At 61.0% G+C, this 26,533-nt stretch carries 26 protein-coding genes; 7 read left to right on the top strand and 19 right to left on the bottom strand.

The window, feature by feature from the left end; genetic code table 11:
- Window positions 1–168 precede the first annotated feature (168 nt).
- A complete protein-coding gene (locus ACPV0M_RS03885) occupies window positions 169–414 on the top strand; it encodes a hypothetical protein (RefSeq protein WP_425621657.1) in 246 nt (81 codons plus the stop codon).
- On the opposite strand, the gene ACPV0M_RS03880 is transcribed toward ACPV0M_RS03885, so the two are convergent.
- The 6 genes from ACPV0M_RS03880 to ACPV0M_RS03855 all read right to left on the bottom strand — a co-directional run bounded on the left by ACPV0M_RS03880 (window position 411) and on the right by ACPV0M_RS03855 (window position 6,183).
- Window positions 411–1,751 (bottom strand): pyrimidine-nucleoside phosphorylase, encoded by a 1,341-nt coding sequence (locus tag ACPV0M_RS03880; RefSeq protein WP_425621656.1) that lies wholly within the window; start codon window positions 1,749–1,751, stop codon window positions 411–413. The genes ACPV0M_RS03885 and ACPV0M_RS03880 overlap by 4 nt on opposite strands.
- Complete coding sequence (locus tag ACPV0M_RS03875) at window positions 1,748–2,935, bottom strand: phosphopentomutase (RefSeq protein WP_425621655.1); 1,188 nt, start codon at window positions 2,933–2,935, stop codon at window positions 1,748–1,750. Before ACPV0M_RS03875 ends, ACPV0M_RS03880 begins: the two co-directional genes overlap by 4 nt.
- Before the next feature lie 39 nt (window positions 2,936–2,974).
- Window positions 2,975–3,859 (bottom strand): site-specific tyrosine recombinase XerD, encoded by an 885-nt coding sequence (xerD, locus tag ACPV0M_RS03870; RefSeq protein ID WP_425621654.1) that lies wholly within the window; start codon window positions 3,857–3,859, stop codon window positions 2,975–2,977.
- A gap of 55 nt (window positions 3,860–3,914) precedes the next feature.
- Window positions 3,915–4,133, bottom strand: a complete 219-nt coding sequence (locus ACPV0M_RS03865) for a hypothetical protein (RefSeq protein WP_425621653.1) — start codon at window positions 4,131–4,133, stop codon at window positions 3,915–3,917.
- A 14-nt stretch (window positions 4,134–4,147) separates the two neighbouring features.
- Window positions 4,148–4,780 carry a stage II sporulation protein M gene (gene spoIIM / locus ACPV0M_RS03860; RefSeq protein ID WP_425621652.1) on the bottom strand — a complete coding sequence of 211 codons (633 nt, stop codon included), beginning with the start codon at window positions 4,778–4,780 and terminating at the stop codon, window positions 4,148–4,150.
- 323 nt (window positions 4,781–5,103) lie between these two features.
- On the bottom strand, window positions 5,104–6,183 hold the full coding sequence (locus ACPV0M_RS03855) for a DUF3866 family protein (protein WP_425621651.1): 1,080 nt from the start codon (window positions 6,181–6,183) through the stop codon (window positions 5,104–5,106).
- A 127-nt stretch (window positions 6,184–6,310) separates the two neighbouring features.
- On the opposite strand from ACPV0M_RS03855, the gene ACPV0M_RS03850 reads away from it, so the two are divergent.
- The gene (locus ACPV0M_RS03850) at window positions 6,311–8,047 is read left to right on the top strand and encodes an Rqc2 family fibronectin-binding protein (protein ID WP_425621650.1); all 1,737 of its coding nucleotides are present in this window, start codon (window positions 6,311–6,313) and stop codon (window positions 8,045–8,047) included.
- Between the two features lie 61 nt (window positions 8,048–8,108).
- Here ACPV0M_RS03850 and pyrE read toward each other — a convergent pair whose 3' ends face one another.
- The 10 genes from pyrE to ACPV0M_RS03800 all read right to left on the bottom strand — a co-directional run bounded on the left by pyrE (window position 8,109) and on the right by ACPV0M_RS03800 (window position 18,858).
- Window positions 8,109–8,732 (bottom strand): orotate phosphoribosyltransferase, encoded by a 624-nt coding sequence (pyrE, locus tag ACPV0M_RS03845; RefSeq protein WP_425621649.1) that lies wholly within the window; start codon window positions 8,730–8,732, stop codon window positions 8,109–8,111.
- Window positions 8,732–9,466: an orotidine-5'-phosphate decarboxylase gene (gene pyrF / locus ACPV0M_RS03840; RefSeq protein WP_425621648.1), complete on the bottom strand. Its 735-nt coding sequence runs from the start codon at window positions 9,464–9,466 to the stop codon at window positions 8,732–8,734. The genes pyrE and pyrF overlap by 1 nt, the downstream gene beginning before the upstream one ends.
- A gap of 15 nt (window positions 9,467–9,481) precedes the next feature.
- Entirely contained in the window at window positions 9,482–10,396 is a 915-nt protein-coding gene (locus ACPV0M_RS03835; RefSeq protein WP_425621647.1) for a dihydroorotate dehydrogenase, read from the bottom strand.
- Window positions 10,393–11,205: a dihydroorotate dehydrogenase electron transfer subunit gene (locus ACPV0M_RS03830; RefSeq protein ID WP_425621646.1), complete on the bottom strand. Its 813-nt coding sequence runs from the start codon at window positions 11,203–11,205 to the stop codon at window positions 10,393–10,395. Before ACPV0M_RS03830 ends, ACPV0M_RS03835 begins: the two co-directional genes overlap by 4 nt.
- On the bottom strand, window positions 11,198–14,440 hold the full coding sequence (gene carB, locus ACPV0M_RS03825; protein ID WP_425621645.1) for a carbamoyl-phosphate synthase large subunit: 3,243 nt from the start codon (window positions 14,438–14,440) through the stop codon (window positions 11,198–11,200). The genes ACPV0M_RS03830 and carB overlap by 8 nt, the downstream gene beginning before the upstream one ends.
- Complete coding sequence (gene carA, locus ACPV0M_RS03820; RefSeq protein WP_425622118.1) at window positions 14,441–15,520, bottom strand: glutamine-hydrolyzing carbamoyl-phosphate synthase small subunit; 1,080 nt, start codon at window positions 15,518–15,520, stop codon at window positions 14,441–14,443.
- A complete protein-coding gene (locus ACPV0M_RS03815; protein WP_425621644.1) occupies window positions 15,520–16,833 on the bottom strand; it encodes a dihydroorotase in 1,314 nt (437 codons plus the stop codon). The genes carA and ACPV0M_RS03815 overlap by 1 nt, the downstream gene beginning before the upstream one ends.
- A complete protein-coding gene (locus ACPV0M_RS03810) occupies window positions 16,817–17,719 on the bottom strand; it encodes an aspartate carbamoyltransferase catalytic subunit (RefSeq protein WP_425622117.1) in 903 nt (300 codons plus the stop codon). The genes ACPV0M_RS03815 and ACPV0M_RS03810 overlap by 17 nt, the downstream gene beginning before the upstream one ends.
- A gap of 154 nt (window positions 17,720–17,873) precedes the next feature.
- A complete protein-coding gene (pyrR, locus tag ACPV0M_RS03805) occupies window positions 17,874–18,440 on the bottom strand; it encodes a bifunctional pyr operon transcriptional regulator/uracil phosphoribosyltransferase PyrR (protein WP_425622116.1) in 567 nt (188 codons plus the stop codon).
- A gap of 175 nt (window positions 18,441–18,615) precedes the next feature.
- A complete protein-coding gene (locus ACPV0M_RS03800; protein ID WP_425622115.1) occupies window positions 18,616–18,858 on the bottom strand; it encodes a YqhV family protein in 243 nt (80 codons plus the stop codon).
- 131 nt (window positions 18,859–18,989) lie between these two features.
- On the opposite strand from ACPV0M_RS03800, the gene ACPV0M_RS03795 reads away from it, so the two are divergent.
- The 3 genes from ACPV0M_RS03795 (at window position 18,990) to ACPV0M_RS03785 (ending at window position 21,716) form a co-directional block, all read left to right on the top strand.
- Window positions 18,990–20,192: an MFS transporter gene (locus ACPV0M_RS03795; protein ID WP_425621643.1), complete on the top strand. Its 1,203-nt coding sequence runs from the start codon at window positions 18,990–18,992 to the stop codon at window positions 20,190–20,192.
- Between the two features lie 135 nt (window positions 20,193–20,327).
- Window positions 20,328–21,122, top strand: a complete 795-nt coding sequence (locus tag ACPV0M_RS03790) for a phosphosulfolactate synthase (RefSeq protein WP_425621642.1) — start codon at window positions 20,328–20,330, stop codon at window positions 21,120–21,122.
- A 135-nt stretch (window positions 21,123–21,257) separates the two neighbouring features.
- Entirely contained in the window at window positions 21,258–21,716 is a 459-nt protein-coding gene (locus ACPV0M_RS03785; RefSeq protein ID WP_425621641.1) for a DUF441 domain-containing protein, read from the top strand.
- On the opposite strand, the gene ACPV0M_RS03780 is transcribed toward ACPV0M_RS03785, so the two are convergent.
- The 3 genes from ACPV0M_RS03780 to ACPV0M_RS03770 form a co-directional block, all read right to left on the bottom strand.
- Complete coding sequence (locus ACPV0M_RS03780; RefSeq protein WP_425621640.1) at window positions 21,703–22,623, bottom strand: RluA family pseudouridine synthase; 921 nt, start codon at window positions 22,621–22,623, stop codon at window positions 21,703–21,705. The two genes, ACPV0M_RS03785 and ACPV0M_RS03780, sit on opposite strands and share 14 nt — an antisense overlap.
- An 8-nt stretch (window positions 22,624–22,631) precedes the next feature.
- On the bottom strand, window positions 22,632–23,054 hold the full coding sequence (lspA, locus tag ACPV0M_RS03775) for a signal peptidase II (protein WP_425621639.1): 423 nt from the start codon (window positions 23,052–23,054) through the stop codon (window positions 22,632–22,634).
- A gap of 202 nt (window positions 23,055–23,256) precedes the next feature.
- A complete protein-coding gene (locus ACPV0M_RS03770) occupies window positions 23,257–24,666 on the bottom strand; it encodes an ISLre2 family transposase (RefSeq protein WP_425621081.1) in 1,410 nt (469 codons plus the stop codon).
- A 211-nt stretch (window positions 24,667–24,877) separates the two neighbouring features.
- Between ACPV0M_RS03770 and ACPV0M_RS03765 the strand changes: the two genes are divergently transcribed.
- Window positions 24,878–25,492: a DUF47 domain-containing protein gene (locus ACPV0M_RS03765; RefSeq protein ID WP_425621638.1), complete on the top strand. Its 615-nt coding sequence runs from the start codon at window positions 24,878–24,880 to the stop codon at window positions 25,490–25,492.
- 21 nt (window positions 25,493–25,513) lie between these two features.
- On the top strand, window positions 25,514–26,521 hold the full coding sequence (locus ACPV0M_RS03760; protein ID WP_425621637.1) for an anion permease: 1,008 nt from the start codon (window positions 25,514–25,516) through the stop codon (window positions 26,519–26,521).
- Window positions 26,522–26,533 lie beyond the last annotated feature (12 nt).

The raw sequence follows: 26,533 nt of genomic DNA, 5'->3' as shown, positions 1-26,533 counted from the left end.
AATGCCTTCGAGTCCTACTACTTACTGCCTACTACCGCCCAATCCGCCAGGACTGGGCTTGAGGCGGCTCCTTCCTATTCTACCGCAAAAAGCGACTTATGTCGCAGTTTATTTACGGCTGCCGTTGCGCATTCTAACTGCGGAAAGGCCGATTAGGAGGGAAAAGCGTTGAAGACCGTAAACATCGATTTCGGGCACAAGGTCGACGACGGCGACATACGCTGGCTGGCCGCGACGTTGCCGGGATTGCGGCACGAAGACGAGCTGGTGATCACCATGGAGGCCGCTGACGCCCACCAGGCCGAAAGGGTCTACGAAATGCTGACCGAAGGAGACTTCGACTACCAGCCCAAAACCGACGACCACGGACAGGTTTACGTGATAACGGCCCGCAAACGGGCCCCAAAGCACTAAGTGCTTAGGGGCGGGTGACCATCCACCCCGTCCCTGGTCACCACGGCGATGATCAGCCTCCGGCGCGGAGGAGGTTCCTGACCGAAACGGTAAGCCTTCTGTAAGGCTGTCATGGCCTCGTCCAGCCCGGCCGGGTCGTTGACGTGCAGGATACCCAGGGGCTCCCCTTCTTCCACGCGCATGCCGACCTTTTTTATGACCGTTACCCCGACCGCCGGATCGATCGACGATTCTTTGGTAAGCCGTCCGGCTCCTAACAGCGACGCCGCCTTGCCGACAGTCTCGGCGTCTATTGACTCGACAAAGCCGGAGGCCGCACTGGGAACAGGCACTTCCCGCGCGGCGCGCGGCAGCAGGCTCCCGTCCTCGATAACGGCAGGGTCGCCGCCCTGCGTGCTGATCCATTCCCGGAATTTGGCAAGCGCGCATCCGCCGGACAGGAGTTCTTCGCACAGCCTGCGCGCATCGGCCGGGGTCGGGGCCTTGCGTCCCAGGACAACCATGTAGGACGCCAGGTTGACACACAATTCTCTAAGGTCTTCCGGGCCTCCGCCCGCAAGGACGTCTATCGCCTCGCGCACCTCCAGGGCGTTGCCGACCGCAGTCCCGAGCGGCTCGTCCATGCCGGTCACCAGGGCTACGGTGTGCAGGCCGCGCCGTTCGCCGACAGCGACCATGGCCCGCGCCAGATCAACGGCTCCCTGCACCGTTTTCATGAAGGCTCCGCTCCCGGCCTTGACGTCGAGGACGACTGCGTCGGCGCCGGAGGCCAGCTTCTTGCTCATTACGCTGGAGGCGATCAGGGGGATGCTGTCCACGGTCGCCGTAACGTCCCGCAGGGCGTAAAGCTTCTTGTCGGCCGGGGTTAGGTTTCCGGTCTGGGCGACGACGGCCACTCCTGTCTCCCTGACCTGTTTTGCCATTTCGTCGAGGGTCAGCGTGGTCCGGAATCCGGGAATCGACTCCAGCTTGTCCACCGTCCCGCCGGTGTGGCCGAGACCCCGCCCGGACATTTTCGCGACCGGGACTCCGGCGGCGGCCGCAAGGGGCGCCACGATAAGGGTGGTCTTGTCGCCGACGCCGCCGGTGCTGTGCTTGTCGACCTTGATCCCCGGGATGGAACCGAGGTCGCAGCGATCACCCGACCGGACCATGGCCTCCGTCAGGTCGGCGGCCTCCCGGTCGCTCATGCCCCGAAAATAAACGGCCATTAAAAAGGCGGCCATCTGGTAATCAGGGATCGATCCCTCAGTATAGCCTTTGACGAGGAAGTCTATCTCCTCAACTGACAATTCGCCCCCGTTGCGCTTCTTCAGGATAAGATCGTAGGCTCTCATTGTGCGTCCCTCCCCGCAAGCGTCTCCTGCAAAAAACTCTGCCCTATTCCCCACGGGATCCCGAACACCTCGGCCATCGTCGCGGCCACGTCGGCAAAGCTCTCGCGGGTTCCCAGGGGCCGGTTTCCACGCGTCCCCGGATGGTAGGCCAGCACCGGCACGTATTCGCGGGAGTGGTCGGTGCTGCTGGTCGTAGGGTCACAGCCGTGATCAGCGGTAATGACGAGCAGGTCCTGTGCCGCGAGGTGCGCCAAGATCCGTGGCAGGGCGCCGTCAAAGGCCTCCAGGGCGGCGGCATACCCGCAGGCGTCGTTGCGGTGGCCGTAAAGCATGTCAAAGTCGACAAGGTTGGCGAAAATCAGACCCGTGGGGAAACCGTCAAGGGCGCGGTGAATAGCGTCAACACCGTCGGCGTTGTTCCTAGCGGGGAGGTGGGCGGTGATCCCGCGCCCGGCGAAGATGTCCTTGACCTTGCCGATGGCCACGACGTGCTGGCCGGCGTCCTTCAGGGCGTCAAGGACCGTCGGCCCCACGGGGGGAAGCGCGTAGTCGTGCCGCCTTTCGGTCCGTCTGAAGGAACCGGGCTCGCCCGTGAACGGCCTGGCGATGACCCGGCCGACGGCGTGCTCCCCCCGGAGCAGTTCCCTGGCCGTCTCGCATATTCGATACAGCTCCTCGACGGAAACGACGTCCTCGTGCGCAGCGACCTGGAAGACACTGTCGGCGGAGGTATATACAATCAGGGCGCCCGTACGCATGTGCTCCGCGCCCAGTTCTTCGATGATCGCCGTTCCGGAAGCGGGTTTGTTACCCAGGACGGAACGGCCGATGCGCCTTGAGAACTCCTCGATGATCTCGCCGGGGAAGCCCTGCGGGTATACCGGGAACGGCTTGTCCAGGATGAGACCGGCCAGTTCCCAGTGGCCGGTGGTCGTATCCTTTCCCGCCGATTTTTCGGCCATCTTGCCCCAGGCGGCCAGCGGTTCCTCTGCCGGGGGAACGCCCTGGATGGGAGCGATGTTGCCCAGCCCCAAAGCCCCCAGCGTGGGAAGCCTCAGCCGGCCCACCTGGCAGGCGATGTTGCAAAGCGTGTTGCTGCCTTCGTCGCCGTACGCCGCCGCGTCGGGAAGCCAGCCGATGCCGACGCTGTCCAGTACAATCACAATTACGCGGTTGATTGGCAAATATCAGCCCTCCTCGCTGCTTTTATTATTCCCGCTGCGCTAGGCGCGGGGATGGGCGGCATTGTAAACGTCGCGCAGCTTGCTCAAGGTTACGTGAGTGTAGATCTGAGTGGTGACGATGTCAGCGTGCCCCAACAGTTCCTGGACCACGCGCAGGTCAGCCCCGTTTTCGAGCAGATGGGTGGCGAATGAATGCCGTAAGGTGTGGGGGCCGATTTCTTTCTGAATCCCTGCAGCCCCGGCATACGCCCGGGTCATTTTCCAAACCGTCTGCCTGGTGAGGGGCCTGCCCCTGCGGTTGAGGAAAACCAGGCCGGTAGGCTCGGAAACCAGCGCGGGCCTGACTTCGCGTAGGTAAAGACTCACATAGCGGGCGGCGGTGCTGCCTAGGGGCACCATCCGTTCTTTTGCCCCCTTCCCCAGGCAGCGCACGAACCCTTTTTCCAGGTTAACGTCTTTCAGTTCCATCCCTACCAACTCCGAGACGCGCAGGCCGGAGGCGTACAACGTTTCAAGGATGGCGCGGTCGCGCAGCCCGAGCGGCGTCGCGGTGCTGACGCTTTCGAGCAGCCGTTCGACCTCGTCCACCCTCAAGACTTTGGGCAGGCGCAGCATTACGCGAGGCGACGAAAGGGTGCTTGAAGGGTCAGCGGGCAGCATGCCCTCGGCGACCAGGAAGCGCAGAAAACTCCGGATGGCGGACAGGCAGCGGGCCAGGGTCTTCGGGCTCTTCCCCGCATGCTGGAGCTCACCGAAAAAGGCCGTGATCAACCCTTTGTCCTCCGGCTGGAGTTCGGTGACACCGCGTTTTTTAAGAAAAGCGCAGAATTCCTTGAGATCCTGTTCATACGCTTTGATGGTGTTAAAAGACAGGCCCCGCTCGACGGCAAGGTAATCGAGAAACTGCCTGACCCGCGTTTCCATGCCATCACTTCCGAGATTTTCTAACAGTTGTCTTTCTCCCCCATAAAAAAAAATCCTACCGGGAATTGGCCCGGTAGTAATCTTTGAGACTGTCTATGATGCCGCTCCAGGGGTCTCCGGTCGCCGGCGTGACAGCCCCCGGGTTCTTCGGCGCGGAGGTTGTAAGAATGCCGTAGACCTGCGTCGAAAGAATGGCGATGATCAGCACCAGGAGCAGGAGCCTGAAGGCGAACAGGACCTTGCGCTTGATGGCCGAGATGATGACCACAATCAAGGCGTCATCCCCCTTTACTGCCCGCAGACGGCCAGCGCGGCACGCAGCAGATACGGGCTCACAAAGGCTTCCACCAGGCCCGAGCCTATCGCTACGGAAAGCGACGCGCAGATGGCGGCGGTGTAGCGGAGAAAGCTCGACCATACGGTGACCTGGGGGTTGAAGCCCCTTCTCACGAGAAGCAGCGAAAACGACAGGGCAGCGACACCGGCGAAGATCATGGCCGGCAAAAGGATGGTGTTCTGGGGAAGGAGCGATGCAGACGCCAAAAGGACCCCCGGCAGACCCTGCTGCCCGACGATCAGGCTGGCGGCGAAGCCGAGAGCGAAGCCCCGCACGAAGATCAGGGCCAGCATCACCGGCGCGCCGATCACCGACAGGCCGGCGAAATAGACGGCGCCAAAGAAAACGAGGTTTTCAAAGGTGGCGGCCTTGAGGATGGCGGCCCCATGCAGCCCCTCGGCGGGGGTTGCGGAGAAAAGCGTGGAGATGTAAGCCTGGAGCTCATCAACCTGCTCGCCCTGGAGGCTGCCGGCCGACCACACGCCCACCCCCATGCCGATGACAAGGAAAAGAATAACCACCAGGTAAAGGGCCCAGTTGTTCCTTAAAGAAGCCACCCAGATCTGGCGAATAACCCTAGGCATTACAGAGATACCCCTTCCCATCATCGCCGGAAGGACCGCTATGACACTCTGTCTCTATCAGCATTGTATGGGACGGCTCTCCAGTTTATGCCATTTAAAGAGCCTTTCGAACCACGATCTCTACCGCATGTAAAGTTGTATTGATGGGAGCAAGGTTACAGGTAACGGCATTAGGGAAGGGAGTTACACACGTGATTTCAAGAATAAAAGTGGCCTGTTAAATCCTGTTAAATATATGACTGACCCCAGGTATCGTTAACGGTCCCCCGATAGAAGACGGGGATTGCAGATGACCTGCTTGAATATATTTAAGATTTTACTTCTCAAGCCCTGATAAAGTTCTCCGCGACAAGGCGGGCGGCGGCGCCCGCCGCCCGGAAGAAGGCGGGGTCGTCCTGCGGGCCGCGCCCCATGGTGGTCACCTGCAGTCCGGTTTCTTCAAGCGCCTTGATGCCGATTTCGCCGTCGAGGATCCTGACGTCGTGCTTTTCGGCCAGGCCGCTGCACGCGATCTGTTCCATGATCACGTCCATATGCGGGGGTTCGAGGGAGGGGATGGGAAGGCAGGCCCTGACGAGGGCGACCCTGGTAAGGGCGGTGACGGTGTGGTGGCTGATCCCGCGATGCCGCAAGCGCCGGTCGCCGAAGCTGATGCGCGGGATGGCCACGGGCAGTCCTCCCAGGGTATGCACGGCGTTGACGATCTGGCCCTGTTCGAGCCCCGTGAACCCGAAGGTTGAACCGGTGCCGACCACCCCGGGACCCATTACGGCGATAATTACGTCGGCTTGCGCGGCCACCTTGGCGGCCAGCAAGCCGGAGTAAATGTTAATGGCCTCGAAATCGCCTCCAAAGGCATGACCGCACGTCACGGTAGCCTGTACAAACCCCTTTTCTTTAAGCTGGTGGACAAGACGGCTGAAAGCCAGGGGCAGCGCTCCCCCATCCGTCATGAGGTACACCACCCGCAGGGACGGGTCAAGGACGTGAAGGGCCGCCGCCGCAGGGCCCAGCATGCTGTGCAGCCCGCCGATCAACACGGGCGTGCCCGAAAGCGACGTGCAGTCCCGCATGACCTGGGCGTGGGGACTGGCTTCTTCCTCGACGGCCAGGACTTTGACCTGGCACGGGGCATAGCGCATTTTCATAATGTGACCGGGCTCCGGGGCATCGGTGGCCGTAATCGAGTGATTAGCGATGACGAAATGCACGCCTCCTGTCCCAAGCTTCTTATGGACAGCGGTGGTGTTGAGCGCAACCTCGTCCCCCGGCTGTACCGGTCCGGTCAGGTCTTCGTAACAAACGGCTCTCTCCTGCCGCCCCTCCACGTCGACAAGCACTTCACATATGCCGGGCCGCCGGGCGACGATCTCCAAAACCAGTCCCCGTCGAATGCGAATCAAGCGATGACCTCCAAAGCGCTGCTGTCTATTAGTATATTGCCAGGAGCCGGCAAATCCAACAGAAATTGACCCCCGCAAGGCCGCGATGCTATACTGGTACGAGATTTGGATCGGGAGGTGGTGCTTCGTGCCCTTCGACGGCTTAGTCCTGGCCGCTGTCCGCCGGGAGCTCTGCGGCCTTTGCACGGGCGGGCGCCTCGAACGGGTGCAGCAGCCGGCCCCTGATCAGCTCGTGCTGCTGATACGCAGCCGAGGGGAGAAATTCCGCCTTCTTGTATCCGCCCACGCGACTGGATACCGCGCCCATCTGACCGCATCGGCGCCGGCAAACCCGCCTTCTCCTTACACCTTTTGCCAGGTTTTGCGCAAGCACCTTGAAGGCGCGCGCATAGAAACCATCGAGCAGCCCGGGTTTGAAAGAGTGCTGCGCATAGCGCTGGGAGGCCGCGACGAACTGGGACGGCCCTTCAGAAAAACGCTTGTCGCCGAGTTCATGGGCAAACATTCCAACATCATTCTCGTCGACGAAGACGGGATCATCCTTGACGGCATCAAGCGCTACACCCACGCCGTAAGCCGTCTCCGCCAGGTCCTGCCCGGCGCGGAATACGTCTCTCCCAAACGCGAAAAAAAGGATCCGCTGGATATCGACGAGGAGGGTTTCATGGATGCCGTTACCGGGAAGGGCCTCGGCATTTCGTTGGCCGCAGCCCTGCAGCAGAGTTTTGAAGGCTTAAGCCGCGTTATGGCGGGCGAACTTCTATACCGGGCCAACCTTCCGGCCGATATTCGCGTGGAAGAATGCGGGGTCTACGAGCTGCGCGCGGTGATGACGAGCCTGCGGAACCTCTTCCTGAAGGCTTTAGCCGGGCGCTTCAGGCCGGGGCTTTTACTCGGCGCTGCAGGCCAGCCCGTCGACTTCGCAGCCTTTCCGCTTGAAGGCGCGCCCGGCATCCAATGGCAGGAATACACAACCATGAACGAAGCCATCGACCGTTTTTATACTTTCCGCTTGCAGAGCGAGGCCGTCGAAGAGCAGCGCCGGGCGCTGCTCGGCATCGTTAACCGTGAAGTCAAAAAGATCGATCGGCGGCTTGAGGACTGCCGGTCGGTGATCGGCAGCGCCGGGGAGGCCGAGCAGAACCGGATCTACGGCGAGCTTATTACCGCCAACATCCACCAGTTACAACAAGGCGCGGACCAGGCCATGCTCACCAACTTTGCCGTCATGCGGAAAGTGACTGTCCCCCTCGATCCCGCGCTGTCTCCCTCCGCCAACGCCCAGCGCTACTTCAAACGCTACCGCAAGCAGAAAGGGGCCGTCGCCAGGGCCTGCGAGGAAACCAGGAGCCTCGAAAACGAAAAGGCCTATCTTGAGGCGGTGGAAACCAGCATCGTCCTGGCGGCCGGCCTCGACGAGCTTTCGGAAATCCGTGAGGAACTCGTCCAGCAGGGTTACTTGTCTGGCAATAAAACAGCGCCCAAACAAGCCGGGCGCCCGTCCCCGGTAGCCGAACCCCTCTCTTTTGCGGCCCCCAACGAGATGCGCATACTTGTGGGGCGCAACAACCGGCAGAACGACATCGTAACCTTCAAGCTTGGCAAGGACGAGGACGTATGGCTGCACGCCAGGGGCGTGCCGGGAGCGCACGTGGTTATCAAGACAGCGGGCCGGGAAGTCGATCCGGACACCCTCGAAAAAGCCGCATCCCTCGCCGCGTATTTCAGCCGCGCGCGGCTCGCCCCCAGCGTCCCCGTCGACTACACGCTGCGCAAATACGTAAAAAAGCCCAGGGGCGCCAAACCCGGGCTGGTTATCTATACAAACGAGAAAACCCTTACCGTCTCGCCGTCACCGCCCTGATCAGTCGCCGGTAAGCGGTCGTCGGTCGTCAGAATAGCAGGGATTCGCGGAGCGAATCCCATCAAGTACCGACTACTGACGTCTGACGACTGACGACTGAATTGCGGCTGCCCGGTTTTATCGGGGGTACTTCGCCGGCCATACACAGGGGGCATTCTTCAGGCGTATAGGTGGCGATATCGAGGGTAAGGAGCGCGTACTTGCGGACCCCGAAGTCGACCTTCCCGCCGCTGCGGTCCACGATCACGCCGACGCCAGCCACTTCCCCGCCGCATTCGCGGACGACATCCATTACCTCCATCACCGACCCGCCGGTGGTCACCACGTCCTCCACCACGAGCACCCTGTCACCGGGCGTGACGCGGAACCCCCTCCTGAGGGTCATTTTCGCGTTTTCCCTCTCGGTGAAAAGGCATTGGGCATCGAGAGCCCGCGCCACCTCGTAGGCGATGATCACGCCCCCGAGGGCGGGGCCGATAACAAGATCGATATCCTCGCCGGCAAAGGCGGCGGCGATAGCCCTGCCCAGTGTCTCGCAGTGGCGCGGGTACTTCAGAACCTGCGCGCACTGGACGTATTGCCCGCTGTGCCGCCCCGAGGTCAGCAGGAAATGCCCCGAAAGGAGGGCCCCGCTGCTCTCCAAGATACCCTTGACTTCGTCTTCCCCGAGCTTGCGCGTTTCCATCACGACGTCCTCCCCACTGCGGATTCGATGTCCTCGACGATCGACCTTACGGCGGCCGGGGGATCATCGGCTTTTGTAATCGGCCGCCCCACCACGAGGTAGTCGGCTCCCTGCGCCACCGCCGCGCCCGGGGAAGCCACCCGCACTTGGTCGTCTGCGGCCCCTTCGCCCGGGAGGCGGATGCCGGGCGTAATGATTAAAAATCCGGGGCCGAAGGTCTCGCGGATGGTCCGGGCCTCACGCGCGGAGGCAACCACCCCGTCCAGTCCGGCCCGGTGCACCAGCCGCGCCCAGCGCGCGACGACGTCGGCGGCGCTCCCCGCGATGCCCAGTTCCGCGAGGTGTTGATCGCCCAGGCTCGTCAGGACCGTCACGGCGATAACCTTTGGACAGGGTATCCCGGAGAGCGCCGACTCCTCGGCGGCGGCCGCCGCGGCGGCGCGGAGCATATCCCCGCCCCCGGCGGCGTGCACGTTGATGATCGAGGCGCCCAGGCGGACGACGGCCCTCACCGCCTGCCCCACGGTCTGCGGAATGTCGTGCAGCTTGAGGTCGAGAAACACCGGGCACCCCAACCCGGCAATCTTCCCTACGACCTCACGGCCGGCGCTGTAGAAAAGGCGCATGCCGATCTTGAAGCCGCCCACGCTTCCCGCCAGGCTGCGGGCCAGAGCTACGGCCTCCCCCTCGTCGTCAAAGTCCAGCGCCACAAAGATACGGTCCTTGGCCTGCATTATTTTACCGTCTCCTTAACGGTGGGCCGCGCCCACCAACTCGTTAACGTTCCGTACTCCCTGTTGCACAAGGAGTGCCTCAAGCTCGTCGAGCACGCCGGTGACCGCCGTGGGATTGACGATGTTGGCCGTTCCGACGGCGACGGCCCGGGCTCCCGCCAGGATGAATTCCAGGGCGTCGGCTCCCGAAGATATGCCCCCCATGCCGATGATGGGGAGGGAAACCGCCTCGAAAACCTGCCAGACGCAGCGCAGGGCCACGGGTTTAACGGCGGGACCGGAAAGCCCCCCGAAGACGTTGGCTAGAAGCGGCTTCCGGCTGCGCCAGTCGATGGACATGCCCAGAAGCGTGTTGATGAGGGAAATCGCGTCCGCGCCCGCCCCGGCGACGGCCAAGGCGATCGACCGGATATCGGTGACGTTGGGGGTCAGCTTGGCGATGACCGGACGCGAAAAGCCGGCCTTCACGGCCTTAACAACCTCGGCGGCCATCTCCGGAACGGTCCCAAAGGCGATCCCGCCCGCTTTGACGTTGGGACACGATATGTTCACCTCGACGGCGCTGATCCCGCCGGCGGGGTCGAGTCTCTCCGCCAGGGCGGCATACTCCTCGACGGTGTTGCCCGCAATGCTGACGACGACGGGTATGCCCAGCTCCTCAAGCCCGGGCAGGACATCGGCGATAAACCTGTCGACGCCCGGATTCTCCAGCCCTACGGCGTTGAGCATGCCCGACGGCGTCTCGGCGATGCGCGGGGGCGGGTTGCCGTCGCGCGGATCGAAGGTGATGGTTTTGACCGTCAGCGCGCCTAACCGGGAAAGATCTACGTACTTCGCGTACTCAAAGCCGTAGCCGAAGGTGCCCGAGGCCGTGGTGACGGGGTTTTGCATGCGGATTCCGGCAATCTCGACGGCCAGGTCGGGTTTCATTCCCAGACCACCTCCCCGGCCGGGAATACCGGCCCGTCGGCACAGACACGCGCGTACTTGCGCGGGTAGCCGTGCACCGCAGCGCTGCAGCACATGCAAGCGCCGACGCCGCAGCCCATGCGCTGTTCGAGGGATACCTCCCCTTCGACGCCGGCTTCACGCATCACCTTACATAGAGCTTTAAGCATTAAGGCCGGCCCCGCCGCGTACACGTAGGAAAACCGGCCCCGCCGGAGTTCGCCGGCAGCCAGTTCCACAACAGAACCGTGGAATCCCGCCGAGCCGTCGTCGGTGGCTGTTTTCCGGTCAAAACCCGTCCTGGCGACCCTTTCCCCCGCCAGGATGAGATCCGATGTCCGCGCTCCCTGAAAAAGCACCCCATCCTGGCCGGCCGCCCCGAGTTCGTCAAGAAGAAAGCAAAGGGGAGCGATCCCCAGCCCGCCGGCCACGACAGCTACAGGCGCGGCCGGGGCCGGCACGGTAAACCCGCGGCCGAGGGGCCCCAGCACGGAAAGAACCGGACCCAGCCGGTCGCCGGCCAAGAGCTTCGTTCCGCGGCCCACGACCTGGTACAGGATTTCCAGGGTTCCCGCCGCAAGGTCCGCCCCGTATATCCCGAAGGGGCGCCGCAAGAGGGGGTCGGTGCTGTGACTGAGCTTTAAGTGTACGAACTGCCCGGGCCTGGCGGCGCGCACAATGTCGGGCGCGTACAGGATCAAACGGTAAACCCCGTCGCTTACCCGCTCATTGGCCAGCACCCCGGCATCGTGAATCAGCGCCAACGTCTCACCCGCGATCAGATCACTCACTGTTCCGCGCTCCGGCATCCTCCGGCCCGACGTATTCCTGTAAAGGCACCGGGGGTTTGTCGTAGCCGGTCTTGATCGCGGTCATTACATCGAGCACGACGTTGGCCGTGTCCAGCGAGGTAAAGCACGGGACGCCCATCTCCACCGCCGCCCGCCTGATGCGGAACCCGTCCCGCTCGGGGGCCTTGCCCCTCGTCAGGGTATTGATGATCAGGTGGATCTTGTTGCCCATGATCAGGTCGATAATATTCGGCGAACCCTGGCCGAGCTTGCGTACCCGTTTGACCTCGATGCCGTCCTGCTCGAGCATCGTGGCCGTGCCGTCGGTGGCGTAGATTTCAAATCCCAGCTTGAGCAGGCTGTGCACGATGGCCACGGCGTCGTCCTTGTCCTTGTCGGCGACCGTGACCAGCGCCGTCCCCTTGTGCGGAACACCGTAACCGGCGGCGACAGACGCCTTGTACAGTGCCGAGGCGTAGTCCTCGGCCACGCCCATAACCTCGCCTGTCGACTTCATTTCCGGACCCAGCGCGACATCAACGTCGAGCAACTTGGCAAACGAGAAAACGGGAGCCTTGACGCCGATCAGGGGTGTTTCCTTGACCAGGCCCGTTTTAAAACCGAGATCGGCCAGCTTTGTTCCCAGAATGACCCGTGTGGCCAGGTTGACCATCGGCACCCCGGTAATCTTGCTCAGGTAGGGAACGGTCCGGCTTGAGCGCGGGTTAACCTCAAGAACGTACAGCCCGCCGTTGTGCAGGACGTACTGGATGTTCACCAGCCCCTTGACGTTCAGGGCCCGGGCCAATCTGACAGTGTACTCGACCATCTGGGCTTTAACCTGCTCGTCGAGGTGCTGCGGAGGCAGCACGGCGATGCTGTCACCGGAGTGGACGCCGGCGCGCTCGACGTGTTCCATGATGCCGGGGATAACCACCGTCTCGCCGTCGGATACCGCGTCCACCTCCAGTTCCTTGCCGATGAGGTACTTGTCGACGAGGACGGGGTGTTCCGGCGTGACCTTCACGGCACTGGCCATATAATTCAGCAGGTCGTGCTCGTTGTAGACGATTTCCATCGCCCTGCCCCCGAGGACGTACGACGGCCTGACGAGAACCGGAAAACCGATGCGGCGGGCGATGGTCAGGGCGTCATCCACCGAGTAACCGGTGCCGCCCGGCGGCCTGGGGATATCGAGTTCGCCTAAAAGCTTGTCAAAACGCTCGCGGTCCTCGGCCCTGTCGATGTCCGCGACCGAGGTGCCCAGGATTTCAAACCCCGCCTCGTGGACGGCGCCGGCCAGGTTGATCGCCGTCTGGCCGCCGAACTGGACGACCACGCCGTCCGGCCGCTCGCGATGGAGGATGTTCAAGACGTCCTCGGCGACCAGCGGTTCGAAATACAGCCTGTCGGCCGTATCGAAGTCGGTGCTGACGGTCTCCGGGTTGCAGTTGATGATCACAGCCTCGTAACCCTGCTGGCGCAGGGCCCAGACCGAGTGCACCGAGCAATAGTCGAACTCGATGCCCTGCCCGATGCGGATCGGGCCCGAGCCAAGCACGACGACTCGTTTCCGTTCCCCCGTCTCAACCTCGTCGGCGTCCTCGTAAGCGGAATAGTAGTAGGGCGTCACCGCTTCGAATTCGGCCGCGCACGTGTCTACCATCTTGTAGACCGGCCGGATGGCGTGCCGCGCGCGCAGTTCGCGGACCGCCCGCTCGCTGGCGCCGGCAAGGCGGGCGATTTCGGCGTCGGAAAAACCGGCCCTCTTTGTCTTCCGGAGAAACTCCGGCGTTAATCCGGCGAGCCCGCCCACGCTGATCTCTTTTTCAAGATCGACGATATTCTTGATCTTGGCCAGGAAAAACTTGTCGATGGCGCTCAGTTCGTTGATCTGCTCAAACGTCCAGCCCCGCCGGATGGCCTCGGCGACGGCGAACAGGCGCTGGTCGTCAGCCCTGCGCAGCTTCCCGGCCAACTGGTCATCGGACAGACCGGAAACCTCGGGGAGGTAAAGCCCGCTGGCTCCGATTTCCAGCGACCGCACGGCCTTGAGCAGCGAAGCCTCCAGGGTGCGGCCGATGGCCATCACCTCGCCCGTGGACTTCATCTGCGTCCCCAGGAAACGATTGGCGGAGGCGAACTTGTCAAAAGGCCAGCGCGGGAACTTGGTAACCACGTAGTCGATGGTCGGCTCAAAACAGGCATACGTTTTACCCGTGACGGCGTTCTTAATCTCGTCAAGGTTGAGCCCGATGGCGATCTTGGCGGCCACCTTGGCGATCGGGTAGCCGGTGGCCTTGGAGGCGAGGGCGGACGAACGCGACACCCGCGGGTTGACCTCGATCACGTAGTACTGGAAGCTTTCGGGATCAAGGGCGAACTGCACGTTGCAGCCGCCTTCGACGCCCAGGGCGCGGATGATCTTCAGCGCGGCGCTGCGGAGCATCTGGTGTTCCTTGTCGCTCAGGGTCTGCACCGGGGCGACGACGATGCTGTCGCCGGTGTGGATACCCATGGGGTCGATGTTCTCCATGTTGCACACGGTAATGCAGTTGTCGGCGCCGTCACGCATCACTTCGTACTCTATTTCCTTCCAGCCGATCACGCACCGCTCCACCAGGATCTGGTTGATGATGCTGTGCTTGATCCCCCTGGAGGCGGTCTCCGCCAGCTCGCGCTCGTTGTAAGCAATGCCGCCCCCCGTTCCTCCGAGGGTATAGGCCGGTCTGACGACAACCGGAAAGCCGATTTCCCGGGCGAAAGCCAGAGCGTCTTCGACGTTGGAGACGATAACGCTCTCGGGTACCGGCTCGTTGATGCGGCTGAGCAGGTTCTTGAACTCTTCGCGGTCCTCAGCCCTGCGGATGGTTTCGAGCGGCGTACCGAGAAGGCGAACCCCGTATTTCTCCAGGATACCGGACTCAGCAACCTGCTTGGCCAGGTTCAATCCCGTCTGGCCCCCAAGAGTCGGCAGGAGACCGTCCGGCCTTTCCTGGGCAATGACCCGGGAAACGAACTCGGGCGTCAGCGGCTCGATATAGACGCGGTCGGCCATATTGGCGTCGGTCATGATCGTCGCCGGGTTGGAGTTGATCAGGACGACCTCCAGCCCTTCCTCACGCAGGGCCCGGCAAGCCTGTGTGCCGGCGTAGTCGAATTCGGCGGCCTGGCCGATGATGATCGGGCCGGAGCCGATGACCATTACTTTCTTCAGCGATGTGTCCCGCGGCATCTATCTTGCCTCCCGCGCGATTAATTCCAGGAACTCATCAAAGAGATACTCCGAATCCTTCGGGCCAGGCGCGGCCTCGGGATGGTACTGGACGGCGAAGACCGGCAGGAATTTGTGCCTGATGCCCTCGACCGTCATATCGTTAAGGTTGACGTGCGAAACCTCGATGTCCAGTCCCGCCAGCGAATCCTCGGCCACGGCGAACCCGTGGTTGTGCGCCGTGATGTATACACGTCCGGTGGCCAGGTCTTTGACGGGGTGGTTTGCCCCGCGATGCCCGAACTTCAGCTTGTAAGTCCTGGCACCCAGGGCGAGGGCCAGGAGCTGGTGTCCCAGGCAAATCCCAAAGATCGGCTTCTTGCCGATCAGCCTCTTGATGGTCTCGGTCGTGTCCGGCGCATTCATAGGGTCGCCGGGACCGTTGGAGATCATGATGCCGTCCGGCTTTAGGGCCAGGATCTCGTCGGCCGAGGTTTTCGGCGGAACGACGACAACCTCGCAGCCTCGTTCGTTCAGGCAGCGAATAATGTTCAACTTGGCCCCCATATCGATCAGCACGACCCTGTAGCCGTTTCCCGGCACGGTAAAGGGCACGTCGGTGGCGACCTGGGAGATGAGTTCCTGTTCGCTCAGGTCCGGCACTCCTCTGGCCTTGTCGAGCAGGTACCCCGGGTCGAGGTTCTCGGTACTGATTATCCCGCGCATCACGCCGTGATTGCGGATACGCCTGGTGATGGCGCGGGTGTCCACTCCGGTCAGGCCGACGACGTTCTCCTTGCGCAGGTAGTCGGCCAAGGTCTCGGTGGAACGCCAGTTGTTCGGAAACCGGGACGCGTCGCGGACCACGAAACCCCTGACGAAGCAGCGTTTGGATTCAAAATCGGCCTCGTTGATGCCGTAATTGCCGATCAACGGATAGGTCATCACGACGATCTGGCCGCAGTAGGATGGATCGGTCAAGACGCCCTCGTACCCGGTCATGGATGTGTTGAACACCACTTCCCCCCAGTTCTCGCCGAGAGCGGCGAAGGCTTCGCCGTGGTAAAGGGTCCCGTCCTCGAGCGCCAGTACGGCGTTGATCATTGTCCACCTCCACAGACTTGACGGTTTGTCAGCAAGCGGTCGCGCATCAAAATCTTCCCGCGGACCATCGTTATCACCGGTATTCCTTTGACTTCCCGATCCTGGAACGGCATGTTCGTGCTCTTGCCGGCGAACGAGGCGCGGTCGATGACCTCCTTGCGCGCCGGGTCGATCACCGTGATGTCGGCCGGGCCGCCGGCCTCGAGCCTGCCGCCCTCGACCCCCAGTATTGCAGCGGGATTGAGCGACATCTTGGCGATAGCCTGAGCCGGGCTTAATAGGCCTGTTTCGACCAGTTCTGCAAACACCAGGCCGACCGCCGTCTCCAGTCCCACTATACCACAGGGCGCCCGGTCAAACTCGACATCCTTCTCATGGGCGGCGTGCGGGGCGTGGTCGGTGGCGATGACGTCGATGGTCCCATCCGCCAGTCCCTCCCTGACGGCGGCCACGTCGCGCGCCGAACGCAGGGGCGGGTTGACCTTGGCGTTGGTATCATACCCCAGGACGGCTTCATCCGTCAGGATAAAGTGGTGAGGCGCGGCCTCGGCCGTAACCGGGAGGCCCCTGGCCTTGGCTTCCCTGACCAGCCTTACGCTCCCGGCCGTGCTGACGTGGGCGATGTGCAGGCGGCAGCCGGTCGCCTCAGCCAGCAGGATATCGCGGGCGACGACGATCTCCTCAGCCGCCGCCGGAATGCCGTGCAGCCCCAGCCGCGTAGCCACGGCCCCTTCGTGCATCGCGCCCCCTGCTGAGAGGTCGTGGTCTTCGCAGTGGGCGATCACCACCCGCCCCACGGACGCGGCGTACTCCATGGCCCGCCGCATCACCCTGGCGCTGCGGACGGACCGGCCGTCGTCCGAAAAGGCGACGGCACCGGCCGCAGCCAGTTCCTCCATCGGGCTGAGCTGTTCCCCGCAGCTGCCCTTGGTCAGGGCGCAGATCGGGTACACCCGGGCCCGGCCGGCCTGCCGGGCCCGTTCCAGGATCAGGCGGACGACGCCCGCGCTGTCGGCCACGGGCTCGGTGTTGGGCATCGCCGCCACGGCGGTAAATCCCCCGCGCACGGCCGCCGCCGTCCCGGAGGCGATGGTTTCTTTGTGTTCGTGGCCCGGTTCCCGCAGGTGTACGTGCATGTCGATCAGCCCCGGGGCCACCAGCAGGCCGCTCACGTCTAGGACATCCACGCCTTCAGACCCGATTTCCCGGTCGATGGCGGCGATCCTACCGTCATCCACCAGCAAGTCGGCCCGGTACAGCCCGCCGCCGGCGACGTCGACCAGTGTGCCGCCCTTAAACAACAACCGCATTGCTCACCTCTCCCATCAGCAGCAGGTAGAGCACCGCCATCCTCACGGCCACACCGTTGGTGACCTGTTCCTCGATGACCGACAGGGAACTGTCAGCGACGTCGCTCGCGATCTCCACGCCGCGGTTCATAGGGCCCGGATGCATCACGATGACGTCGCTCTTGGCGCTCGCCAGGCGTTCGGCGCTGATCCCCCAGCGGCGCGCGTACTCCCGCAGGTCGGGCAGCAGGGCCTCCTCCTGCCGTTCGGTCTGCAGGCGCAGGGCCATCACGACGTCGGCGTCGCGCACGACGTCTTCGACCCGCTCCGCTACCTCCACCCCCATCTCTGCAAGGCCGGGGGGGATCATCGTCCGGGGGCCGCTGACGTGCACGCGGGCGCCCATGGCGGTCAACCCCCAGATGTTCGAGCGCGCCACGCGGCTGTGCATGATGTCCCCGACGATGGCCACCTTCAGCCCCTCAAGACGCCCCTTCTTTTCCCGGATCGTGAACATGTCCAGGAGCGCTTGCGTCGGATGCTCGTGCATCCCGTCCCCGGCGTTGATCACCGCGGCCGAGAGAACCCGGGCCAGCAGGTGCGGGGCGCCCGCCATCGGATGCCGCAGGACCACGGCGTCGGCGGCCATAGCCTCGATGGTGCGCCCGGTATCGTACAGCGACTCCCCTTTGACGACACTGGATGTCGAAGCCGCAATCGATACCGTGTCGGCGCTCAGGTACTTGGCCGCAAGTTCAAACGACGCTCTCGTTCGGGTGCTCGGCTCGTAGAAAAGGGTGACCACGGTCCTGCCCCTGAGGGTGGGCACCTTTTTGATGTCGCGCTTGATGATCTGCTTCATCGGCACGGCGGTATCCAGGATGTGCTCGATCTGGTGGAACGGCATACCCTCGAGGCCGAGCAGGTTGCGCCCTATCGCTGTCCTTGAGCCCAAAATAAAAGCCTCCCCCCGTTCAACCTGGGTAGAGGCCGGCAAAATCTGACGCTGGTCGCCTTTCCTTTGCCGGCCTCTCTGGACCGTCTTTAAAAGGATGGCTCCGTCATTCTATAAGCTCCTGAATCACGGCCCTGTCCTCGCCGTCGATTTCCTCGATATGGACTGAGACAACCTCTCTTCCCGACGTGGGAACGTTCTTCCCGACGTAATCACATCTTATAGGCAATTCCCGGTGACCCCGGTCCACCAGCGTCGCCAGTTGGATCGTCCGCGGCCGACCGAGATCCATTATCGCGTCCATCGCCGCCCGTACCGTCCGCCCCGTGTAGAGGACGTCGTCCACCAGGATGATATGCTTGTCGGTTACCGGGAAATCCACCCTGGTATGGTACAGATGCGGGTGGTAATCAAGCCTGGTCAGATCGTCGCGGTACAAGGTGATGTCGAGGTAACCTACGGGAACCGCCTTCCCTTCAATGGCTTTGATCTTCGCCGCCAGGCGCTCCGCCAGGGGGACGCCCCGCCGGCGGATCCCGATCAAGGCTACGTCGTCCACGCCCTTATTGCGCTCGATGATCTCGTGGGCGATGCGCGTCAAGGCGCGGGCCATTCCTTGGGCATCCATGATCTGCGCTTTCTCTCTCAGCTTAGAGCTGTCATCCAAAGCCATCACCACAACAAAAAACCTGCCAACCACCTTGGTTAAGCAGGCATAGTGTCCCCTGCGCGGGGTTAACGCTATGGTCCCTTGCCGGCCTCTCGGACCGGCTTAAAGGTGGTTTGTTCCTAGATATGATATCCCCCGCACCATCACATGTCAAGCATAAATTATTATTAATGAGTTTTCAGAATCGTCGAATGCCCAGGAAAATCAGTGCCACGCCCGCGACCACCATAGCCATGCCGGTCGGTGAAACCTTGCCAGCCAGGCCGCACAAGCCTAAAGCTGTCACCAGCATCAGCACCGTCGGGCCGACGATGGACAGCAGGGCGTTGATCTGAAAAGCCGTTTCGATGCGCCCGAAATAAAGCATCAGCATCGCCGCCGAAAACTCTATCGAAGCCGAGAGGAACCTGAGTCCGGCCATCCCGTACACGAATTTGTCCACCAGCTGCACCCCCCCCCCCGTGAAAGGCCATTCCCTGCATGTCTATGCGCGCCGATCGAAGTATATGGCATTGTGCCGGGAGGGAAAATAACGAGGCAAGGGGGTACCAAATGGACAGGAAACACATCGTCGAGCTGACTGCCTTGAGCGGGGTTCCCTTTACGATGGTGCTCGGGAACTCCATGCTCATCCCCATACTTCCTGATTTGCAGCGTGCCCTGAATATCTCTTCCCTGCAGGCCAGCCTGGTCATCACCCTGTTCTCGGTTCCAGCCAGTCTCATTATTCCCGTTTCCGGATTCCTTTCCGACCATTTCTCCAGGAAGATCGTTATCGGCCCTTCTCTTCTTCTCTACGGGCTGGGGGGGCTGGTCGCCGGAATCGCCGCCCTGCTCGGCGGCGCCGCCACCTACGTCATCATCCTTACCGGGCGCATCCTTCAGGGCCTGGGTGCTGCGGGAACGGCGCCGATCGCCATGGCGCTGACCAGCGACCTCTTCCAGGGACAGAAACGCACCAAGGCCCTGGGGGTCATCGAGGCCGCCAACGGCTTCGGCAAGGTGATGAGCCCCATTTTAGGGGCAGCCCTGGGTTTGCTGGCGTGGTTTGCGCCCTTCCTGTTCTTCCCCGTCATCACGCTGGCCGCTGCGGCCGCCCTGTGGTTCGGCGTAAAGGAACCCCAACAGACAAAAAAACCACAGCCCGTAGGGAAATACCTTGAGTCCCTTACAAAACTGTTTAAGAAAAAAACCGCCCTGCTCCTCCTATCGTACCTGGCAGGGAGTCTTGCCTTGATGACGCTCTTCGGGATACTCTTTTTCCTGTCCGAACATCTGGAAAAACGGTACGGCCTGGAGGGGATCGTAAAAGGCCTGGCCCTGGCCATACCGGTCCTGTTCATGTCGGCCACGGCCTACGCCACGGGTTTCCTCATCAAGCGCAAGGCCAAGCTGATGAAGGCCGTGCTCATCGCGGGCCTGGCCGTCGACTCGGCTTCGCTTGCCGTACTCCCGCTCTGCAACAACACCTATTTCTTTTTCACGACCATATCCCTTATCGGGATCGGCACCGGCATGGTTTTGCCCATCCTGAACACCATTATCACCAGCAGCACCGACGCCGAGGAACGCGGGCTGGTGACTTCGCTCTACGGCTCGGTGCGCTTCCTGGGCGTAGCTGCGGGGCCCCCGGTCTTTAGCCTGCTCCTGCAGTCGGGACTTAAACCTATGGGCTGGATCCCGGCCGGCGTAACCGCCGCTACCGCCGTGCTTTCCTTCTTCCTCATCAAATCAAAAGACATCTCCCAAGGGTAGAAGAATAACTGAGAAAAAGCGCCAAGTTCCCCTGTAACACAAGCCAGAATTTTGCATAGATTACACACAAAGCCAATCGGGAGGTGCCAGTCAGTCCCCCGTAAGCACCTAAACCATGCGAAAGGAGCTGGCAGAATGGAAAATTGGCGGGAGATGGTTGCTTTTCCTTTGACTGGCCGGAGCCCGAAACCTCGTCAGCGCGGCTTGACGATGATTCTCGATAAAGGGTTGGGACTGGGAGAAACCAAAGACCTCCTGGAAATAGCGGGCAACCACATTGACTTCATCAAGCTGGGGTTCGGCACGTCAGCCCTTTATTCCGACGGGATTCTTCAGGAAAAACTTTCGCTAGTCAGGCAGTATAACGTAGACATCTATCCTGGCGGCACCTTCCTGGAGATCGCCATAGCTCAGGGCAAGCTGAAGCGTTTCCTGAACCTGGCGAAGGTTTTAGGCTTTACGGCTATCGAGGTTAGCGACGGCACCATCTCGCTGGAACCCCGGGTTCGTCGCGAAGCCATACTCAGGGGAAAGGAAATGGGTTTTACCATTCTGACCGAAGTCGGCAAAAAGGACCCCAACGTCTGTCCATCCCTTAAGGAACTCGCCGCACAGGCTGTTGACGACCTTACCTACGGCGCCGACTGGGTTATAGTCGAAGGGCGCGAATTCGGTAAAGGTGTGGTCATCTACGACGAACAGGGGCACATTAAGCCTGGCTCCCTGGAGGAATTCACAGCCTATCTTCCCGATAAAGACGTCATCTTTTGGGAGGCGCCGCTCAAGGAACAACAGCAGGAGCTCATCATCCGCTTTGGACCCGACGTCAACCTCGGCAACATCCCTCCCCAGGAGGTCCTGTCACTCGAGGCCCTGCGGGTCGGACTGCGCGGCGATACCCTGAAATATTGCCAGGCTATCGCGAAGTAAGAGAAGAATTTCCCCCAAACGGCTTAACGAAGCCGTTTTTTTTTGGGGAAACAGCCCGCCGTTCGCGCCCATCCCCCCTTCTAAACAGGCCCTTTCTGGCATAGGGTGGAAAATAAACGAAAGGCACAACCGGCAATGAGCGCAGAGATCATCCTGGGTGCACTGGTCATTACGGGTCTGGCGGCCAAATCCAACCTCCTGGCCGCGGCGGCATGTATCCTGCTGATTATCAGGCTTGCCAACATGCACGCCCTGTTCGGTTTCCTCGAGAAACTGGGCTTGGAAATCGGCTTACTGTTCCTTCTTTTGACGATTATGGTCCCGCTGGCCAACGGCAAAATCGGGGCCCACGACATCCTTTACAACCTCACCACGCTGCCGGGTCTTTTCGCTTTTCTCGGCGGAGCCCTGGCCACCCACCTGAATTACGAGGGTTTGAGGATCCTGCAGCTCGATCCGCAGGTGATTTTCGGCCTGATTATCGGCTCGATTTTCGGGATCGTCTTCCTGAACGGCATGCCGGTCGGGCCGCTCATGGCTGCGGGGATCATGGCCCTGTTCATGGAATTCGCGCGCTACCTCAAACTGCAGTAAGCTTTTCGAGGACGGCGGCAAGTTCCGCCGGCAGCCCGGCCGCGAATTCCATGAACTCATGCGTTTCCGGGTGGGTAAACCCCAACCGCCCGGCGTGGAGAAACTGGCCTGAAAGGCCGAACTCCGCCTTGGCCCGGCCGTACTTGAGGTCACCGACCAGTGGATAGCCGATGTAAGCCATGTGTACGCGGATCTGGTGCGTGCGCCCCGTTTCCAACCGCAGCTGCAACAGCGTATAACCCGCGTAACGCTGCGCAACCCGCCAGTGCGTAACGGCGGGACGTCCCTGACGCGTAACCGCCATGCGCTGGCGATCCCTGGGGTGGCGTCCGATGGGGGCGTCGACCGTCCCCGCATCTTTTGGGGGCGTCCCGTGCACGAGCGCCAGGTACTCGCGCAGGATGCGCCGCGCCTTGAGTTCGGCGGCCAGGAACTGGTGGGCCCGGTCGGTCTTGGCCACCATCAGCAGCCCAGACGTATCCTTATCGAGGCGGTGAACGATACCGGGCCGCAGAACGCCGTTGATGCCGGAAAGGTCTTTACAGTGATAAAGCAGGGCGTTGACGAGCGTTCCGGTGTAATTACCCGCGCCGGGATGGACAACCATTCCGCGGGGCTTGTTAATCACCAGCACAGCCTCATCCTCGCAGACGATGTCCAGGGGTATGTCTTCGGGCTCAACCCTGGGGGCGACGGGCTCCGGCACGACGATGGCCACGACGTCGCCCGCCTTCAGACGGTAGCTGGGACGTCCGGCAGGCTGCCCGTTCACCGTTACGCAACCTTCGGCGATCAGCTTCTGGATGCGTGACCGGGTTAAATCGAGATCGTCCGAATCGGCCAGGTACACGTCCAGCCGGACACCGGATTCCGGCTCGTCCACTTCAAAGCGCATCAGGGCGGGCATAGCGCACCTCATTCTTCGGCATGTTTGCAATAACTTTTCAGGAGTACGAGGACGACGCCCGAAACGATAGCCACGTCCGCGACGTTAAACACCGGCCACACCCTGAAGTCGATGAAATCCACAACGCCTTGCCATCGCAGTCGGTCGATAAGGTTACCGACGGCCCCGCCCAGGATCAATCCGGCGGGAACCGCCAGGCCAGTCCCGACAATTTTCCGGTGACCGACGAACGCAGCCAGGACGACGGCGACGGTAACACCCGTGAGGACGCCGGTTTGCCCGTTCAGCAGTCCGAAAGCGCCCCCGGGGTTGTGAATGTGCGTCAAGTAAAGAATCCCGGGGATGACGGGCACGCTTACGCCCAGAGGCAGCGCGGCGGCGATGACCCATTTGCTCGCCTGGTCAAACACGACAGTGAGGAGTGTTGTCAACCAGAGAATTGTCTACCGGCCCCTTTCTGTCCGCAAATAACTTAACAACGTTAATCGTTTCCCCATCCTAAGGCGCGAGACAAAACATACTACCCGCGAAAATATGGTAACAGTCCTTTACACCCGGGTCAATGGCCGCTGGAACCGGTGTCTGTCAAGTGGATTCGGGTACTTCTCCCTCCGAAGCGGGCCACTCACAGGTTTAGGTAGTCGAGAATAGGGGATGGCTCAAACGCCGCATTAGTAGAGACAGTCCACCCGATGCATTCCGGCCGCGCTCGGTGACTGGTAGATGCCCCGACCGAGGTTCGGCTATCGCCGAGCCAAGCTTCCCCATAATCCGGCCGGCACTCAAATGCAGTTTCTTACGCTGTAGCAATTGCTCGGCTCTCTCCAGTTGCTCGGCACTTTGATGAAGCCGCCCCTCAAATCCGGCCGTAAGTGTTGCCAGGATAGCCCTTAGCCCAGGCAGTCTCCAGCTCTGGCCACGCTTTTTCAGACGGTTGCTAAAGAGGTCCATCTGGGACTCAGCGGCGCCTAAACCGCGGAATCCCTCGGGATCTATGCCGTAGTCAGGAAGCCGCTTGCGGTAATCACGAAGGGCTTCGGGCATGCTTGATAGGTCGGCGACAAAGGCCTCTAACTTGCGGCGCAGCTTAGGATCCTTCTCCTGCGCTGCTGCCTCGGCCAAGGTGGCCAAAAACAGTCCCTCATCGCTGGCTTCAAAAGCCTCCTTGGCGATCTTCTGCCTTTCCGGCTGGCCTTTCAAGAGGGAGCGAATATCCCGTTGTAGATGAAACCGATCCACTTGGTAGATGGCCCGGGGAAACCACTGCACTCCTTTTCGGATCCAAGATGCCCGATCACCATTGATGACTACCAGGGTGTTCTCCAAATCATACCGCGCGACAAGATAGCGGCTGGCCTCTTCCCAGAATTCTTCCGTACGGCCGTCCCACGTAAAGTGAAGCTTGTTGCGTAGCATGTACTCGTTACTGCAGGGATGACGTCGCTCCCACCCCTCATGACTGACCAGGATACGTATCTCCTTGGACGGGTCCTTTTCACGCTGAAGTGAAGTCCAAAGACCGTCTACTTCTAGTAGTAATACCGGCACTTTAAGCTTTCCCTGGGGAGATTCCCGCTGCTGTGCTTGCTCTACCTGAAGCTTTCTGCCGACTTGGAGTATTACCTGGCGTACCGTTTCATGGCTGCAAATTCTCTCCCCAAACACCTCACGGATATTATCCTCTGCCATCCGGTAAGAAGGACATTGGGTACCAAGTAGGGCTAAGGCCATAATGAGCCCGGGGGATATACGGCTGCGCTTAGGCAGTTGAAGAACCTCATCGAGGAGGTAGACTCTCTCCCCCGTTTGAACATCCAAGTAGCACCGACGACGAAACCGAACCGGACCCACGAGGGTTTCAACCTCTCGGCTGACGGTCTCTAAGACTTTGTAACGGTCTTTGTCACGGTGCCTGCAGATCTCCTCGTCCAACAGCTCCAGTAACTGCCGCAAGTGTTCACTGAACACAGCTTTTAATGCCGTCCACAAAAATCGCTCACAATCAAGGAAGGAAACGTTGAACCTTTCGTGAAGTTTTTCCACGGACGAGGGCCGCCTCCTTTGTGTGGTTTGTGGCTATTCCATCACTTCGGAGGATTGGTCTCTCGTCCCTTCTTTTTAGCAAATCCCTCCCTTAGCCACCCGACTTAACTTTACTCATACTGGAACCGTACCTGGAATGTTAAATTGTTTCGACAATTAGGACAGGTTGTGCTAACATTGCAGGTAGAGAACTGAACGAGGTGGGATGCCGGTGTTTCATTTCCGCAAACAGAACTTCTTTTTTCAACAGTTTCAACTGATTGTCAAGAATTTAAACGAGGCCTCCGCCTATTTCAGGGCTAATGTTTGCGCCACTAAAGACCTCGAAGGCTTTGCCCGGCAGATGAAGGAATACGAGAAGAAGGGTGACGGCTTTACCCACGCTATCTTCAAAGCGCTCAACACCACCTTTGTCACTCCGCTGGAGCGCGAAGACATCCTCGGCCTGACAGTGAAGCTGGACGACATCCTGGACGGACTTGAGGCTGCGGCATCCCTCATCGACATTTACGGCATCAGCGAATGCACCTTCACCACCGCGTTCTCGCAAAACATCGGCCACTGCATCGACGAGGTAACGGCCGCCATACATCTCCTTACCGAACGCAAGCTGACGCAAATCACCCAGTACACGCATTCAATCAACGAATTGGAGAACGAGGCCGACGAACTGCTTTTGGTCAGCATGAAGGCCCTCTTTACACAGGAGAAGGACGCCATCCAGATCATCAAAAAAAAGGAAATCTACACCGTCCTGGAAAACATCTCCGACCTCTGCGAAGATGTCGCCGACATCCTGGAAAGCATCATCATGCGCAATTCGTAATTCGCCGTTACGGAGGAAGCGATGTTTTGTGATTTATGGCTAATCGCTACAGTGGTTGCGCTGGCGCTCGCCTTCGACTTCGTCAACGGTTTCCACGACACCGCCAACGCAATCGCCAGTCCCATCTCCACGCGGGCGCTTAACCCGCGTTTTGCCGTTTTGTTGGCCGCCGTAATGAACTTCGTCGGAGCGCTGACCTTTACCGGCGTGGCTAAAACCATCGGCGGCAAAATCGCCGACCCGATGAAACTGGAAGCAGGACTCTACATCGTTCTGGCAGCCCTTATCGCCGCAATTTTTTGGAACCTCGTCACCTGGTACGTCGGCATGCCGTCGAGTTCATCGCATGCCCTGATCGGGGCGTTGACAGGAGCCGTTGTCGCCGCGGCGGGGTTCTCGGCCGTCAATGCAGGCGGTTTTACCAAGATCATCGCCTCCCTTATTCTCTCACCCCTGGTTGCCGCTACAGTCGGCTACACGCTGATGAGCCTGGTAAGAATGGTCTTCGCCAATGCCAATCCTCACCGGATCAACAACGGTTTCCGCAAAGGACAGCTCTTTACCGCCGCCTTTCAGGCCTTTACCCACGGCACCAACGACGCGCAGAAAACCATGGGCATCATCACCTTCGCCCTTGTCGCCGGCGGTTTTCAGGACACCCTGGAGGTAGCGTTGTGGGTCAAAATTGCGGCGGCCCTGGCCATGGCCCTGGGCACCTATGCAGGTGGCTGGCGCATCATTAAAACGGTGGGCACGCGCATTTTCCCGCTGCGCCCTTCAAGCGGTTTCTCCGCGGACTTGGGCTCGGCCGTTACCATTCTTACGGCAACCCTTCTCAGCCAGCCCGTCAGTACCACTCACGTTATTTCTTCGTCGATCGTCGGTGTGGGACTGGCCCGGCGGTCCTCGTCGGTAAAGTGGACCACCACCCGCAACATGGTTACGACCTGGGTTTTTACCATTCCAGCGACGGCTCTTATCGCCGCATTATCTTTCGAACTGCTGCGCTGGATCTTTAATGTTTCCTAAAAATTTGGCATT

Origin of the sequence: Desulfosceptrum tomskiensis, assembly GCF_049818055.1 — a bacterium.
Classification (GTDB): Bacteria; Bacillota; Desulfotomaculia; order Desulfotomaculales; family JASEER01; genus JBFLVT01.
Note: the sequence above shows the minus strand (reverse complement) of the source record. Positions and strands in the feature narration are given on the sequence as shown.

Bases quoted from the DNA above. Each gene is read 5' to 3' on its own strand.
- ACPV0M_RS03780 (WP_425621640.1), bottom strand. From the start codon at position 22,623: ATGCCCGCCCTGATGCGCTTTGAAGTGGACGAGCCGGAATCCGGTGTC.
- ACPV0M_RS03880 (WP_425621656.1), bottom strand. From the start codon at position 1,751: ATGAGAGCCTACGATCTTATCCTGAAGAAGCGCAACGGGGGCGAATTG.
- pyrF (WP_425621648.1), bottom strand. From the start codon at position 9,466: ATGCAGGCCAAGGACCGTATCTTTGTGGCGCTGGACTTTGACGACGAG.
- spoIIM (WP_425621652.1), bottom strand. From the start codon at position 4,780: ATGCCTAGGGTTATTCGCCAGATCTGGGTGGCTTCTTTAAGGAACAAC.
- ACPV0M_RS03795 (WP_425621643.1), top strand. From the start codon at position 18,990: ATGGACAGGAAACACATCGTCGAGCTGACTGCCTTGAGCGGGGTTCCC.
- ACPV0M_RS03790 (WP_425621642.1), top strand. From the start codon at position 20,328: ATGGAAAATTGGCGGGAGATGGTTGCTTTTCCTTTGACTGGCCGGAGC.
- ACPV0M_RS03800 (WP_425622115.1), bottom strand. From the start codon at position 18,858: ATGGCCGGACTCAGGTTCCTCTCGGCTTCGATAGAGTTTTCGGCGGCG.
- pyrE (WP_425621649.1), bottom strand. From the start codon at position 8,732: ATGGAAACGCGCAAGCTCGGGGAAGACGAAGTCAAGGGTATCTTGGAG.
- xerD (WP_425621654.1), bottom strand. From the start codon at position 3,859: ATGGAAACGCGGGTCAGGCAGTTTCTCGATTACCTTGCCGTCGAGCGG.
- pyrR (WP_425622116.1), bottom strand. From the start codon at position 18,440: ATGGCTTTGGATGACAGCTCTAAGCTGAGAGAGAAAGCGCAGATCATG.
- carB (WP_425621645.1), bottom strand. From the start codon at position 14,440: ATGCCGCGGGACACATCGCTGAAGAAAGTAATGGTCATCGGCTCCGGC.
- ACPV0M_RS03835 (WP_425621647.1), bottom strand. From the start codon at position 10,396: ATGAAACCCGACCTGGCCGTCGAGATTGCCGGAATCCGCATGCAAAAC.
- ACPV0M_RS03785 (WP_425621641.1), top strand. From the start codon at position 21,258: ATGAGCGCAGAGATCATCCTGGGTGCACTGGTCATTACGGGTCTGGCG.
- ACPV0M_RS03815 (WP_425621644.1), bottom strand. From the start codon at position 16,833: ATGCGGTTGTTGTTTAAGGGCGGCACACTGGTCGACGTCGCCGGCGGC.
- ACPV0M_RS03810 (WP_425622117.1), bottom strand. From the start codon at position 17,719: ATGCCGTTCCACCAGATCGAGCACATCCTGGATACCGCCGTGCCGATG.
- ACPV0M_RS03760 (WP_425621637.1), top strand. From the start codon at position 25,514: ATGTTTTGTGATTTATGGCTAATCGCTACAGTGGTTGCGCTGGCGCTC.